This window comes from Candidatus Trichorickettsia mobilis (genome assembly GCF_034366785.1).
GTDB lineage: Bacteria > Pseudomonadota > Alphaproteobacteria > Rickettsiales > Rickettsiaceae > Trichorickettsia > Trichorickettsia mobilis_A.
This window is the reverse complement of record NZ_CP112932.1, coordinates 911793-926644: the sequence shown is the minus strand read 5'-3', so window position 1 is coordinate 926644 and position 14852 is coordinate 911793. Positions and strand designations below refer to the sequence as shown.

The following is a 14852-nucleotide window of genomic DNA, read 5'->3' as shown; positions in this document are numbered from 1 at the left end:
GAGGATTTTTATGAATAAAGTTACTTTAGCAGTCATAGCATCGGTAATTATATTGATACTAAGCGCAATTGGTTCTTATAATAGCCTTATCTCACACGATGAGGCGGTAAAACGTGAATGGGGAAATTTAGAATCTACCTTGCAGCGCAGGCTAGATCTTATTCCTAACTTAGTCCAAACAGTAAAAGCTTATAGTACTTATGAATCAGAAACTTTGCAAAAAGTTGTTGAGGCACGAGCAAATGCAACTGCTGTAAAAATAGATGCATCATCTTTAGATAATCCTGAAGCATTGCAGAAATATCAACAAGCGCAAAATCAATTAAGCGGCTCCTTAACAAAATTATTGGCTATAGCAGAAAATTACCCAGACTTAAAAGCATCTGAAACTTATCGTGATTTATTAGCTCAATTAGAGGGTACAGAAAATAGAATTAATGTAGCCAGACAAAACTATAATAATGAAGTTAAAGAATATAATTACGCACTTAGACAATTTCCTGGTTCTTTGATTAATAAATCATTTTTAAATTTAACTACTAAAGATTCATTTGCAGCAGAAGCTGAGGCTAGAACTGTGCCAAAAGTAAATTTCGGTAAGTAAAAGCGTTTGCAAGGGATCTAATACTGGGGTTTAGAGATGATTTATTCATGATGGCACGATATTTACCATTTTTATTGATAGTAGCACTTGTTAATAGTTGTATTGAATTAGAAATATCAGCTCCTAGTTTTCTGGATATTGCCAAGCAGTTACAAGTTCCAGATTCTATGGTAGGACTGACTATTACTTATAATTTATTTGGTTTTTGTCTTGCGGCATTAATTTATGGTCCATTATCAGAAAGTTATGGACGTCGTAAAATTATGTTAATTGGTAATTTAATTTTAGTAATTGGTGCGATAGGTTGTGTCTTTGCTTCTTCTATTGAAGAATTGTTAATAGCTCGATTTATCCAAGGCGTGGGTGCTGCAACTTCTGCTGTAGTGGTATCGGCAATTATTGCCGACAGCTATAACATTGATAAAGCAACGCAATTATATGGAGTAATGAATGCTATTTTTACTACTATAATGGCGTTGGCACCGATAATTGGAGGTTTTATTAATAAGGAAATTGGTTGGCGTGGAAATTATGCTTTTGTTGCCGTTATATGTTTAACCTCCTTAATATTATTATGTTTTTTCTTGCCAGAAACGTTAAAGAAACAAACTCCTCTCGCTATTAAATCTATTTTTGTAGATTATAAGACATTATTGACTAATCCTATTTTCCTCAGTGCCTCTGCAGTTCCAAGCTTATGTTATGGTGTTTATATGGCTTTTATTGCTATCTCGCCATTTTTATATATGCAAACATTTAAGCTTGGTATGTTAAGTTATACTCTACATCAGGGAGTAGTAATCGCAGTTTTTGCGATTGTCAGCTTAGGCTCAGGACAGATAATCAAGAAACTCGGCACAATAAACGCGATTTATTTAGGTTTAGTTTTGTATATTATTGGCTCGATTGTTGCTTTATTTGCTAATTCACCTTATGTTACAACTTTCAGCCTTAGTATTTGTGGAATCGGCTCAGCTATTTTCTATCCTATAATTTTTGTGCGCTCAATCGAGATATTTCCTGAACTTAAAGGTACAGCCTCATCTGCAATTATGAGTATGCGCTATGTGTTATGCTCTGCCCTTACTTGGATAGCCAGCTATTCTTATGATGGAACACCAGCAACATTTGCTCATGTAATTATTGTAACAACATTATTTATTGTATTATTTACAGCTTATCTAAAGAACAGCGTGTTTTTTCATCTTGTTAAGCCATAAAAAATTATTGCTTATGGAGCCTAAAATGAAATGTTAATTGAGTTGTTAATATTTATAGCTATAGGAATAGCTGTTGCAGCTCCAGTAGGGCCTATCGGTATGTTTTGTATCCGTAAAACTCTAGAACGTGGATTTATGGGTGCTGTTGCTGTAGGAATGGGCGCTGCAATTGCAGATGGTATTTATGCTTTTATTGGAGCAACAGGATTAGTGGTAATTTCAAATTTCTTACTTGAAAGAGCTAACTTGATCAAAAAAATTGGTGGAATATTTTTATTATATCTGGCTTTTAAAGAATTTAGAGTACAGCATATTTATAATGCTGTAATTTCCAATCACTATAAAAAATTCATCAAATTGGTAATACAGACTTTTTGCCTTAACATTTCTAATCCCATGACTATCCTAAGCTTTATAGCTATATTTGCTGGATTTTCAGATAAAGATATTAACACCAACAAAGTAATCAGTATGGTTGGAGGTATAGTAATTGGCTCGATGGCCTGGTGGCTGACACTGGGTGTGATTATAATAAAAGTAAAAATTCATTTATCAGAAAATTCTATGACTCGTATTCGTTACTTGTCGGCCTTGATTCTTGCGGGATTTGGAGCATGGAGTATTATTAGCAGCATAATTTAAGTAGACCTCTTCGGAAACTTTATTCGCAGTAATTTTGTCGTTGAAATTTGTTTGCGCTCCTCAAATATATTAAGTATTCTGCGGTGCTCAACTACATTTTTCCTAAAACTTCCTCACTAAGGATCAATTTCCGAAGAAGTCTAGTGTTGAAATGTAGACATTAAATAAATTTTTATAAAATTTCTGATGTTACTAATTATTTCTTAAAGTTTTTTTGATATACAACTATTAAATTCCAATTTAATACATAGGGTCTAATGGCTAACTATCAAAACTTTTTACACTATCTTAAACAACATCAAATCTATTTTGTTGATTTCCGTTTCACTGATTTACATGGTGTATGGCATCATATAACTTATCCAGTATCGATGATTAATGAAGAATTACTAAATGGTGGCATCTTTTTTGATGGTTCTTCCATTCAATATTGGTGTGCTATTAATCAGTCAGATATGTTGTTGATACCAGATATATCACCAAACTTGGATAATATCGCAATTGATCCATTTGCAGATGTAGCAACAGTTATTGTTACATGCGATGTATTTGATCCATTAAATTTATTGCCGTATAAAAAAGATCCGCGTTATATCGCAAAACAAGCTGAAAAATATTTGCAACAAACTGGAATTGCAGATACTGCCTACTTTGGTCCAGAAGTAGAATTTTTCATTTTTGATTCTGTTCATTTTCAGTCAAATGCTGAGCACTGTTTTTATAATGTCAAATCTGATGAATTCACTAATAATAATGGTGCTATGACTGATAATAATCATGGCTGTCGGCCAAAGGCCAAAGGTGGTTATTTTCCAGTAACACCATTGGATTCGATGCACAATATACGTTCTAAAATGTTAATAGATATGCAAGCTATGGGATTAGAAGTAGAAAAACATCATCATGAAGTAGCACCAGCCCAGCATGAGATCGGTATTAAATATAGATCGTTATTACATAGTGCTGACGCAATCCAAACTTACAAGTATGTGGTTCGTAATGCAGCTCGTAGCTATGGCAAAACAGCAAGTTTTATGGCAAAACCACTATTTGCTGATAATGGCTCTGGAATGCATGTTCATCAATCATTATGGCTTAATGGTAATTCATTATTTGCCGGTATGGAATATGCAAACCTATCTGAAATAGCGCTATATTATATTGGTGGTATTTTAAAACATGCAAAAAGTTTAAATGCATTTACTAATCCGACTACCAATAGCTATAAGCGTTTAGTACCAGGTTTTGAGGCGCCGGTAATTTGCGCTTATTCCATGCGTAATAGATCAGCTGCTTGCAGAATACCGGTTGAAAATTCACCTAGTGCAAAACGGGTGGAAATAAGATTTCCTGATCCCACTGCTAATCCTTATTTGGCCTTTGCTGCAATGCTTATGGCTGGTATTGATGGTATTCAAAATAAAATTCACCCAGGAGAAAGCCATAATGAAGATTTATTTGAAGATAAAGAGATTGCTAAAACATTACCAAGCGTAGCAGGTTCGCTAAGAGAAGCTCTAGTAGCTCTAGAACAAGATAATAGCTATTTATTAGTTGGAGAAGTTTTTAGTAAAGAATTATTGACGAGCTATTTAGAAATGAAATGGAAAGAAGTGACTGCCATAGAGCAATTCCCTCATCCATTAGAATTTAGTTATTATTATAACAACTAACTAGAGCTCGATACTGTCTTAGGCATTGCGTACAAAACTTTAATGGGATTATTTATGTGTTTTTAGGCAAAAAACACATAAATAATCCCATTAAAATTTTGCACGCAATGCCTAGAACTAAATAAAATTATCTCCCTAATAAAATAAAAGATACAACCATTTATCTTTATTTATCTTTCGCCTTTTGACAGTTCGTTTGTTCTTCTCTTTGCTAAGTAATAATAATGCATAAACACTAACGTCACTAGGTTAGCAAACATAGCAGGCACTATACTGTCTGATTGTATCTCATAATAGTTCCATACTAACACAACGAACAACCCCGCTCCCATCCCCCATAGCACAGGTTTCTCAGTGCTTCTAAGTCCAAGACAAGCCATAATAAAAGGCACTGATACGGTAGGCATATAGAAAGAAGTGGTAAACATAAATATATCAAGCAGAGTGCCTTGCTTTAAACTTACTATAATAGCAAATATTCCAATAAAATAAGAAGTTAAACGAGTAGCAGCTAATTGATCCTTAATTTTCATGTTTTTTAAAAAATCATGCACTACTAAAACTGCAGAAGAATTAATATAGCTGTCTGCTGTTGACATAATCATCGCCATAATACTAATCAACAATAATCCTTTAAAACCTTGCGGTAAATGTTCATTAAATATCAAATGTTTTACTACCTCATTTGATTTTAAATCTGGATATTTAACAAATAAAATGATCGCTATCCATGATATTAATAAAGCTAAACATGTTATAAAGAAAGCTGATGTATAAAATGATGATCTTACTTGCTGCCAATTTTTAGCCATGGCTATTCTTTGAAACATCGCAGGATTAAAAGCTGGTATCATAAAAACTATGATGATAAATAATTTTTTATTACTTGCCTCACTAAAGTCAAATAATTGCTTTATGTCAAACAAAGGGCTTTGACTTATAGTATCAACTATTACATCAACATTTACAAAGCTATAATAGAGATAAAAAGATATCAGTGGTACTATAGTTCCAAATGTAAAAAATTGAATAATATCAGTAAAGGTCACTGATCTGATTCCACCTAGAGCAGAATATATAGTGATCACTAAACCAGAGATAATTACTCCATATATTTCCGGCATACCAAGTGCATAATTAAACATTAAACCACTAAGTTTAAGTTGAACTGCTATCGAGCCACTTATACCTATTAGACCAGCTATCGCCGTAACAAAACCAACCTTTTCTCCATAGACGCTCGTCATAGCATCCGCTATAGACATCTTACCTATAAATTCTGATAAACGCGGAGCAAAATAATATCCAATTATTACAAAAGTAAAAGCGTCAAAGAGTAAAGCGATTACAAAATATATGCCACGACTATATACCTCACTAACAGTCGTGTAAAAAAAACTCCCGCCAATCCATGTAGCATGATAGTGTAAGCAATTGTTGCCGTGCTAAAATTCTTATTACCTATAGAATATTCTCTTAAGGTAGTAATACCTCTACTACTGCTTAGGCCAAGCCATAGATTAATAACTAAAAAGCCAATAAATAAAATAGCATCTAAATCAAACAACATAGGTTGTAATATTTAAGTAAATTAAACCTTAGGTTACCACAAAAAAAATTAAAGTCAAGATGTCTTTTAACTTTCCACTCTTTTATTAGAGGAATTACATGAGAGTGTTCAATGAACTGTGTCAAGTTAGGAAAAAGAGACGACATGAACAACCTTGCTTTGACACTAACTCTGTCATTGCTAGGGCTAAACGAAGCAATCTATAAACTAGTATCTTAAACTGGATTGCTTCGACCATAAATGGCCTCAGCTCAGACGGCTGGAACTGGCCTCTGTGGTTTTTAATAAAGTATTTTAATTGGCGACTCTCGTTAGCTAGAGTTAGTTAGGCGATGACAGTTAAATTTTAAAGCGAGGTTGGCGCAGCGTATTAATACGTGATCACAACTGAATCCTCACAAATTTGCTGGTCATCGCCTAACTGACCGACGCTATGCTATACAACAACACTAGGTACTATGATGGCCTTAGTAAGTTCATCATATTGCTTGATGATTTTAAGAATGGATTCCAGTCTATCTAACTTAATCATACATGGGCCATCACTTGGAGCGTTATCTGGGTCTTGGTGTACTTCCATAAATACACCAGCAATACCTACTGAAATGGCCGCCCTGGCAAGCAGTTCTACATATTTTCTCTCACCACCACTGACATTACCAATCCCACTCGGTTGTTGCACCGAATGTGTAGCATCAAAAATTACCGGCGCTTCAGTTTCAGCCATGATAGCAAGGCTTCTCAAATCTGTAACTAAATTATTATAACCAAAACAAGTGCCTCGCTCCGTTAACAACACATCATTGGCACCAAAAATCTTGAGTTTCTCATAAACATTTTTCATATCCCACGGTGCTAAAAATTGTCCTTTTTTTACATTAATAATTTTATTAGTTAAAGCAGCACTCTTAAGTAAATCAGTTTGACGACATAAGAATGCAGGAATTTGTAAAATATCTACTACTTCAGCAGCAGCTGCACATTGAGATTCTGTATGCACGTCAGTTAATATTGGGCAATCAAATTTGGCCTTTACTTTAGCTAAAATTTCTAAACCATGATCTAATCCAGCTCCCCTGGGGCTGTTTACAGAAGTGCGATTTGCTTTATCAAATGAAGATTTATAGATAAATGGAATAGCTAGCTTACTAGTTATGGTTATTAAATTTTCAGCCATAAAAAGAGCATGATCTAGAGTCTCAATTTGGCATGGCCCAGCAATTAGTATAAAGGGTAAATTATTTGCTATCTTAATATTCTTTAACTTAATAATTTTTTGCATTAGTCTTTAATCTCCCAGATTTAATTTTTGTAGCTGATTGATCCTATTTTTGAGCTCTTCTTGCCTTTCTCCAAAAATAAAGCTACCAGAAACTAGAATAGAAGCTCCAGCTTCTACGCAATTTGCTGCAGTTGTAGCGTTAATACCACCGTCAACTGATATCCTTATACCTTTATTTAAATGTTTAATTTTTTTAGATAAAATACGAATCTTGGGTAGCTGCGTCTCTAAAAATTGTTGCCCAGCGAATCCAGGATTTACGGTCATTACTAATATTAAGTCAATTTTATCAATCACGTAATCTATAATATCTGGTAGAGTGGATGGGAGCAGCGCAATTCCTGCTTTCAGACCGCACTGCCTGATGGTACTTAAAGTACGATCAAGATGTATAGTTGATTCAGGATGGATAGTAATTATATCAGCACCATAATTAGCATAATTTTCAATAAAGAGTTCAGGTTGACTGATCATTAGATGAACATCAAGTGGTAATTTTGTCAGTTTACGAATGGTCTCTAATATTAGAGTGCCAAAAGTTAAATTAGGAACAAAATGTCCATCCATGACATCAATGTGAATCATGTCAACGCCAGCTCGTTCTACTGCCTTAATTTCTTGCTCTAACTTAGCAAAATCTGCTGATAATATCGATGCTGATACTTGTATCATAAAGGCTATCTATTTTGTTTTCTTTTAGCCTGGAGTGACATCACATAACTAATTATTTTAGCTACAGCTTCATAATGTTCAATTGGAATCTCTTCATCAATTTTCACTTGCTTGTAAATACTTCTAGCAAGAGGAGGATTTTCGACGATTGGAATTCGATGCGTATCTGCAATTTCTTTAATTTTTTGAGCGATTAGATCTAAACCTTTGGCAACAAGCACAGGTGCTTTGGTGGTATTGCTGTCATAATGCAACGCTACTGCATAATGTTCGGGGTTAGTTATAACTACCGTTGCTTTGGGTACAGCTTGCTGAATACGTCTTTGAGATTGTTCTTTTCTTAGTGTTTTGATTTTACGCTTTATTTCAGGATGTCCTTCCAATTCTTTATATTCCTCTTTTAGCTCATGTTTAGTCATTTTTAATTGATTAAAATGCTCAAAACGTTGATAGAAGTAATCTGCTGAAGCAATAACGACCATGATTATGGTAGCACAAATCATGACATTATTGACCATAATTTGCAATTGATTTAAAATCGCTCCAATAGTTAAATTTTGATACTGTCTTAATTCTCGAACGTCACTGGTAATAACTGAGTATAAAAAAATCCCTACTAATAGAATCTTGATAAAACTCTTTAAGAATTCGACTACACTTTTTATAGAAAATAGTCTTTTAAAACCACTGAATATTGATATCCTTGATAAATCAGGCTTAATTTGATCTAAAGCAAAGATAAATTCCCCATGCTGAATATAAGATGATAAAAACGCTACTATAACTACTACAAGAAAAAGAGGGCTTAAGATTAAGATAAATTTAACAAGTATTTTTTCTAAAAGCACTCCTACCATTCCTTGATCAATTGGTACATTACCAGCATTCTCTATGAAGAATCGTAGCGCCATTGCAGAACGCCCAAAGCTATAAGGAATTATAAAAATAATAATTATCGTCAAAAACAATAGCATTAGAAAGTTATTAACTTCCTTGGAGTTAACTACCTGCCCCTTTTCCAAAGCATCTTCAAGCTTCTTTTGGGATGGATCTTCCGTTTTCGATGCTTGATCTTCTGAATCACCTTCTGCCATATTAGTAAAAACTACCTGCTACTGCCAGACACTATACAAAAAAGGCTAACTATCATTTGATAGTTAGCCTTGGAATTACTTTTTAGAACTTTATTATAACCCGCCCTTGTTTTCGTATGAACAAAAGCTTTAGTAGACGAAGGTCAAAATTGAAGAAGTGCTAGGAGTATCAAAGTCGAGGAGCGCAGCGTACTTTTAAGTACGTGAGCACCACAGATCTTTAGATACGACAACGCAATTCTCAATTTTCACCGAGTATACGTCTAGTGGTGCATAATTGAAGTAACCCCACGACGGTTTTGACTCCAAGCTTTTTCATCATTACCAATTACAGCTGGACGTTCTTTACCATAAGAAACAGTATCTAATCTACCGGCTTCTATACCGTGATGCACTAAGAATTTTCTTACTGCTTCAGCTCTTCTTTCACCTAAAGCTAAGTTATACTCTCTAGTACCTCTTTCGTCACAATGTCCTTCGATAGTGGCTTTAATATGCGGATGTTTTTTTAGCCACTCGCCTTGTTTATGCAACACTTCTTTAGAATGATGTGATATGCTTGAACTGTCGAATGCAAAGAAAACCCTATCTCCTGCATGTTTTTCAAAATCAGCAACTAGCGAACTCTCTACATTGGAAGCCATACCACCTTTCTTCGCACTACTACTGCACCCAGATAAAAAGAATACAGCTAAAAGCGCTAATGTAATTTTTTTCATCATAACCAATCAACTCCTTATTAAATTTAAATTATAACATAAAATTTAGTTTTTCATAGTTTGCAAATTAATGCAATCAGAAAAACCTAACGAATAAGTATTATATACTATCAACCTCTTAACTTAAAGGTCAATATTGATCAAAGCACTGTTCGCAGGTTATAACGTTGCAAAAATATCATAAACAAAACTTATGTACGCATTAATTGTTTTTAATATACACAGTTAATCAATCAAGCATATTAATTTAATATATTAAATGGTTTTGCAAATATATTGTTGAAGAAATGGATAGTAAAATTTTAGTTCTGACGGATTATAGATTAGGAAATTCAAATCAGGCTCTTGCTTTAGCGAAAGAACTTGTAGTGCCATACACAGCTAAACATATTAATTATAATTGTTTTGCCAAATTGCCAAATTTTTTACTGCAATTCTATCCACTGCACATCAAACACGATTGCTTGCAATCAATTGAGATAAATAATCTACCAAATATAATTATTTCCTCTGGTCGTAGAACTGCAGCTCTTGCGCTTTATCTAAAACGAAAATCGATAAAAAAACTGCAAATAGTGCAAATAATGAAACCTGATAGTAATTTTAATGAATTTGACATGGTAATTTTACCACAGCACGATTCCTTTACACAAACATCATCAAATGTAATTAGAATTATTGGCGCACTTAGTGACATCCACAGAAGTATAAAAGATCAAGCTAATATTGAAAATATAAGAAAGATTTATCCAGAAACACTAAACTGTATAGCAGTAATAATTGGAGGTAATAGTAAAAACTATATATTTACCGTTGCTGAAGCAAAATTATTAGTCTCTATATTAAAAAACATAGTAATTCATCATACGTCACAGCTTTTTATTACTTTTAGCCGACGTACTCCACAAGTAGTAAAGCAGGTTATTAGACAGCACTTCAGCAATCCGCACATCATTTATGATCCTCAAGATTCAGGACCCAATCCATATTTAGCTCTGTTAGCTAGTGCAAATTATATAATTTCTACAGCCGACTCAATCTCAATGTGTAGTGAAGCAGCGTCCACAGCCAAGCCATTATATATATTTCTTCCTGATAGCTTTAAGCTATCCAAACATAGATTCTTTGTACAACAGCTGTTTGATTTAGGTATTGCTAAAAAATTAGATCAATCAGTAAATGTTTTACAACATTATTCTTATACTCCATTAAATGAAACTAAAAGGGTCGCTGAAATTATTAAATCTGAATTAACTTGTTAATAAGCATTTACAATATTAAATTTTATTTGTGATAATCGCACAAAAATATTTAATATTTACAAAATTTATAGTATTTAATAACTACAAAATTTATAGTATACAAATTGATAAATTTGTTATCAAATCATCAAAAAATAAGAGAAATAGTATGATTAAACAAACAAAATTTTTACAAAAATTCCTGGCTACCGCCTCAGCATTAGCTGTAATAGCTGGAGGAACAAGTAATGCATTGGGTGCTGCAGCAGGAGTAAATACCGGCGGCGGTGGCGGTGCTATAAATCTTAACGCTATAATAGCTGCGCCAAACGTAAATAATAATTGGCTAATTTTCAATGCTGCTGATACAGTTACCGTTAATGCAGGATCAGCACCAAGAATAGGTGGGATAGATGTAGCAGTTAATCCTGGTGGTCCTACTGTAATAAATAACGACATTACTATAGGCTCCATTTCAGGTGTTGCTGCCGGATTTATGGCTGTTAATATTGCTGGTGGCAGAACATTAACCTTGGATGGTAACGCTTTCGGCGCAATTGCAGCAAATACCTACAATAAATTAGGAGAGATAACATTTAATGCAGGTTCCGAGCTAGTTGTTAATGCTGACAATGTTACTTTAACAGGCCCTTTTACTCCTAGTGCTGCAGGACGAGGCCTTATAATAGTCGATGCCAATAATGTAACCATTAGAGGTGCAATTACTCCAGCAAAAGGAATATCAGGTTTAAAACTTGGAGCTAATGCCACTGTGAATCTACAAGCAGCAGCTGGCTTTGCCAATGCTGGAACTGCTATAGAATTAGGTAACGGCTCAACACTAACTGTTACTGGTGGTCGTGCTATTAGCGGTATAACTTTTAATGAAGAAATTAATGGAACTGCTCCAGATCAAGGTACTCTTATTTTTACCGGTGGTAATTCCACAATTACAAATGTAGCCATTGGTGTTACTAACAAGATCCATGAACTTAGAATTGCAAGTGCTCATGAATTAGATACTGATTCTGCAGAAATTAAAGCCACAAAAATTAATTTTGCTGATGATGGAATATTAAAAGTAAGCGGTGGTCGTGTAACTGGTGATATAGATAATACTAACGGTATAGCCAATATCGGCACACTAAACATTAATAATGCTACCGGAGTAACCGGAACGATAGGAGCAACCAAAGCTCTGAAAGTAGTTAGTTTTGATGCAGCTGGAGCTATGGACGTAACCGGGAACGCTAAGGCTCAGACTTTTGTCGTTAATAACGCCGCAGCGGCAGTAACAGCTGGTGGTACAATCACTGGTAATATAGATTTCACTAAAGCTGGAGGTACATTGAATGCTGGTGGAGGATTAATTACTGGTGCAATTGATTCTACTCTTGGTGGAGCAAACGGAACCTTGAACTTTACTGTAAATGGTGGAGTAACTGGCGCTATTGGTACTACTAATCCATTACATGCAATTAATGTAAAGAATGGAATTACAGCAACTTTATCCGCTGACATCGTGAAAGCTGCCACTATTACTATCGGTGAAGCTGGTGGAGCTGGTACGTTAGTACGTGGTGGAAACGTAGATTTTACTCTTAATCCAGCTGGTGTTAATATAGCATTTGCTCATGCTGATTCGGTATTGAAGTTACAAAGCACTGGTGGTGCTTCAAAAACTATTACCTTAAATACTATTAACCCAGGTGCTCTTGGTAAAGGAATAGTAGAATTACACGCAAATGGTGCTGGTAGTAAGTTAGTAATTGTTGGTGGTGCAGCTGGTCAAACATTAGGCACTGGTGCTAATAAGTTAAAAGAATTGAGAGTTAGCGGTACCGGTAGCAACGACACCATGACCATTATTGCTGGCGGAGCTAATGCAGTTGATCTTACTAATGTTAATGTATTAAATATAAAAAGAGGCGCAATACTCTGGGATCAAAGTAAGACTGCTGTTAATATTGCAGTAATTAATATTGGTGAAGCTGGTGCTGGTGGTGCCGGTGGTCTAGCGCTAGATGCTACTGACGGTAACTTTGCTCTACTTAATGGTACGGCAATTAATTTTGGCCATGCTGACTCGCAGTTAGTTCTTGGTCATGATAATCCTGGAGCAGATAGAACCATTACTTTACACAACAATTTAGTGGGGGCTGGAGATAACCAAGGAATAGTGAAGCTTTGGTCTAAGCAAGCTGCTAAACAGTTAATCATTGCAAAAAATGGTGTAGAAACAATTGGTACTTCTAAGCTCAATAGAATCCAAGAGTTAATTATTGATGGCCCTGGTAGTACTGCTATCAATCCAAAAGTTTATACTAAGAACTTAACCTTCGATGATATTGGTGCAGTTAATTTTATTGGCGGAGTAGATCAAGGTACTGGCGGTAATATTTATGTAAATGAGAATGTTACCGTGCACGGAAATATTGATGGAATTGATACTAACATTTACCTTCAAGACAAGGTCTTAACCTATAATAAAGGTACAGCAACTCTTACTGGTAACGTAATAGTAAATACTAATCTAAAAGCTGGTGGTGGTATTGGTCAGATCAAAGTCGATGCTACTGGTGGAGCTACGGAGTTGAATTTATCAAAAGCAACATCAGTTACTATTAATTTAAACGGTACTTCAGATTTAGTCGATACCGGTAAAAGCTATTCATTATTCGAAGCTACTAATGGCGGAGTAATCACTGCTGGATTTCCAGCGCCGACATTAGCTAACAATGATACAAAGGCTTTAGCTTGGACATCTAGCGCTACAGCAGTATTATCAAATGCTATAGCACCAGTCCCTGATAATAATGTACCTCCAGACAATAACGTACCTATTATAGTTAATGTTAATGATGGTAATAAGTATGTACAGTGGGTAGAAGATCCTGTTACTCACAATATTACTGCTATCAATAATTCAACAAAAGGGTTGCAGAATGATTTTGGTAAAACTAACCCTGGAATAGTAAAAGCCCTCACCGGTGCTGACTTAACAAGTGATGCCGGAAATTTAGTAAATGACCTAGGTAAAGCTCCTGATCAGGCAACAAAAGGTAAAATAGTAGATAGTATGAGCGTAGTGGCGCCTACAGCAGGTGTGGCAGAAGCTGTAGCAGAAGCTACTACTGGAGCTGTACAAGCCACACAAAACGTAATCGGTAACAGAATGCATAGCCTACCTGGAGCCGCTAGTGCAGCAGTAAAAGTTTCTGAAGGTATGGGTGTTGCTGCTGGTGATGAATTCACTGCGGAGCGTTATGGTATTTGGGGTAGTCCATTTTATGGTCAATCAACACAAAAGAAAAAAGGTGATGCTCCTGGATATAAAGGTAAGTCTGGCGGTGGTACGATTGGGTTTGATTGTTTAGCTAATGATAATTTAGCTTTGGGAATGGCATTAACGGCTATTAGTACCAAATTTGATCATAAAAATCAAAAATTAGGTGATACCACGAAAGTTGAGAGCACATTATTCTCAATATATGGGGTACAGCAATTACCTGAAAATTGGTTTGTTCAAGCTATTGCTTCATTTGGCTCAAGTAGAGTGCGTAACTATGAAAAGCGTGTAATAAGTTCTACTTTAAGCCAAACTGCGCTTGGAAAATATAATTCAACTAACTATAGTGGAGAAATATTAGGAGGCTATAGATACACATTACCTGATGCAAATACTACGCTTACTCCGATGGTGGGTTTTAGATACGCCAAATTTAATGATAGTGGTTATACTGAAACCGGTACTAATCGCAGAAATTTAACGGTCAGTAAAAAATCAATTGATAAAATTGAGGGAGTTATTGGCGCTAGGGCTTCATTCTTACATCAGGTAAAAGATGTACTATTAATGCCAGAGGTGCATGGTTTTGTAAGCCAAGATTTTAAAGGGAAGGCAGCAAAAGTTGATGCAAGATTAAATGGAGCATTAGCACCAATGCCAACAAAAATTTCTAAGCCTGAAAAAACCTTTGTCAATCTTGGTACAAGCTTAACTATAAAATATCGGATGATGGAATATGGTATCGGCTATGATGCGCATTTGGCAAAAAAATATGTAGGACATCAAGGTTCTATAAAAATCAGGGTTAATTTCTAATTTAAGTAAGCTAGGTACTTAAGTGTTGAG

Annotated in this window: 12 protein-coding genes; 6 read left to right on the top strand and 6 right to left on the bottom strand. The window is 35.0% G+C overall.

Going from position 1 to position 14852, the window contains the following annotated elements; genetic code table 11:
• Window positions 1–10: 10 nt before the first annotated feature.
• The 4 genes from Trichorick_RS04240 (at window position 11) to glnA (ending at window position 4139) form a co-directional block, all read left to right on the top strand.
• Window positions 11–604, top strand: a complete 594-nt coding sequence (locus Trichorick_RS04240) for a LemA family protein (protein WP_323737790.1) — start codon at window positions 11–13, stop codon at window positions 602–604.
• A 47-nt stretch (window positions 605–651) separates the two neighbouring features.
• Complete coding sequence (locus Trichorick_RS04235) at window positions 652–1824, top strand: multidrug effflux MFS transporter (RefSeq protein WP_323737789.1); 1173 nt, start codon at window positions 652–654, stop codon at window positions 1822–1824.
• Window positions 1825–1854: 30 nt separating this feature from the next.
• Window positions 1855–2466: a LysE family translocator gene (locus tag Trichorick_RS04230; protein ID WP_323737788.1), complete on the top strand. Its 612-nt coding sequence runs from the start codon at window positions 1855–1857 to the stop codon at window positions 2464–2466.
• Window positions 2467–2723: 257 nt separating this feature from the next.
• On the top strand, window positions 2724–4139 hold the full coding sequence (gene glnA / locus Trichorick_RS04225) for a type I glutamate--ammonia ligase (protein WP_323737787.1): 1416 nt from the start codon (window positions 2724–2726) through the stop codon (window positions 4137–4139).
• A 170-nt stretch (window positions 4140–4309) separates the two neighbouring features.
• On the opposite strand, the gene Trichorick_RS04220 is transcribed toward glnA, so the two are convergent.
• The 6 genes from Trichorick_RS04220 to pal form a co-directional block, all read right to left on the bottom strand.
• Entirely contained in the window at window positions 4310–5548 is a 1239-nt protein-coding gene (locus Trichorick_RS04220; protein ID WP_323738873.1) for a sodium:solute symporter family protein, read from the bottom strand.
• Complete coding sequence (locus Trichorick_RS04215) at window positions 5485–5709, bottom strand: hypothetical protein (RefSeq protein WP_323737786.1); 225 nt, start codon at window positions 5707–5709, stop codon at window positions 5485–5487. The genes Trichorick_RS04220 and Trichorick_RS04215 overlap by 64 nt, the downstream gene beginning before the upstream one ends.
• 436 nt (window positions 5710–6145) lie before the next feature.
• On the bottom strand, window positions 6146–6991 hold the full coding sequence (gene kdsA / locus Trichorick_RS04210) for a 3-deoxy-8-phosphooctulonate synthase (RefSeq protein ID WP_323737785.1): 846 nt from the start codon (window positions 6989–6991) through the stop codon (window positions 6146–6148).
• Window positions 6992–6997: 6 nt separating this feature from the next.
• On the bottom strand, window positions 6998–7663 hold the full coding sequence (gene rpe, locus Trichorick_RS04205) for a ribulose-phosphate 3-epimerase (protein WP_323737784.1): 666 nt from the start codon (window positions 7661–7663) through the stop codon (window positions 6998–7000).
• A 5-nt stretch (window positions 7664–7668) separates the two neighbouring features.
• Window positions 7669–8757 carry a flagellar biosynthesis protein FlhB gene (gene flhB, locus Trichorick_RS04200; protein WP_323737783.1) on the bottom strand — a complete coding sequence of 363 codons (1089 nt, stop codon included), beginning with the start codon at window positions 8755–8757 and terminating at the stop codon, window positions 7669–7671.
• A 263-nt stretch (window positions 8758–9020) separates the two neighbouring features.
• A complete protein-coding gene (gene pal, locus Trichorick_RS04195; RefSeq protein WP_323737782.1) occupies window positions 9021–9479 on the bottom strand; it encodes a peptidoglycan-associated lipoprotein Pal in 459 nt (152 codons plus the stop codon).
• 284 nt (window positions 9480–9763) lie between these two features.
• Between pal and Trichorick_RS04190 the strand changes: the two genes are divergently transcribed.
• Together Trichorick_RS04190 and Trichorick_RS04185 are read left to right on the top strand one after the other, a co-directional pair.
• Window positions 9764–10738 carry a mitochondrial fission ELM1 family protein gene (locus tag Trichorick_RS04190; protein ID WP_323737781.1) on the top strand — a complete coding sequence of 325 codons (975 nt, stop codon included), beginning with the start codon at window positions 9764–9766 and terminating at the stop codon, window positions 10736–10738.
• Window positions 10739–10886: 148 nt separating this feature from the next.
• Window positions 10887–14822: an autotransporter domain-containing protein gene (locus tag Trichorick_RS04185; RefSeq protein ID WP_323737780.1), complete on the top strand. Its 3936-nt coding sequence runs from the start codon at window positions 10887–10889 to the stop codon at window positions 14820–14822.
• The last annotated feature ends 30 nt before the right edge of the window (window positions 14823–14852 follow it).

Excerpts from the sequence above, each read along its gene's own strand:
- flhB (WP_323737783.1), bottom strand. The coding sequence starts at position 8,757 with ATGGCAGAAGGTGATTCAGAAGATCAAGCATCGAAAACGGAAGATCCA.
- glnA (WP_323737787.1), top strand. The coding sequence starts at position 2,724 with ATGGCTAACTATCAAAACTTTTTACACTATCTTAAACAACATCAAATC.
- Trichorick_RS04190 (WP_323737781.1), top strand. The coding sequence starts at position 9,764 with ATGGATAGTAAAATTTTAGTTCTGACGGATTATAGATTAGGAAATTCA.
- Trichorick_RS04240 (WP_323737790.1), top strand. The coding sequence starts at position 11 with ATGAATAAAGTTACTTTAGCAGTCATAGCATCGGTAATTATATTGATA.
- kdsA (WP_323737785.1), bottom strand. The coding sequence starts at position 6,991 with ATGCAAAAAATTATTAAGTTAAAGAATATTAAGATAGCAAATAATTTA.
- Trichorick_RS04235 (WP_323737789.1), top strand. The coding sequence starts at position 652 with ATGATGGCACGATATTTACCATTTTTATTGATAGTAGCACTTGTTAAT.
- Trichorick_RS04185 (WP_323737780.1), top strand. The coding sequence starts at position 10,887 with ATGATTAAACAAACAAAATTTTTACAAAAATTCCTGGCTACCGCCTCA.
- Trichorick_RS04230 (WP_323737788.1), top strand. The coding sequence starts at position 1,855 with ATGTTAATTGAGTTGTTAATATTTATAGCTATAGGAATAGCTGTTGCA.
- Trichorick_RS04215 (WP_323737786.1), bottom strand. The coding sequence starts at position 5,709 with ATGTTGTTTGATTTAGATGCTATTTTATTTATTGGCTTTTTAGTTATT.
- rpe (WP_323737784.1), bottom strand. The coding sequence starts at position 7,663 with ATGATACAAGTATCAGCATCGATATTATCAGCAGATTTTGCTAAGTTA.
- pal (WP_323737782.1), bottom strand. The coding sequence starts at position 9,479 with ATGATGAAAAAAATTACATTAGCGCTTTTAGCTGTATTCTTTTTATCT.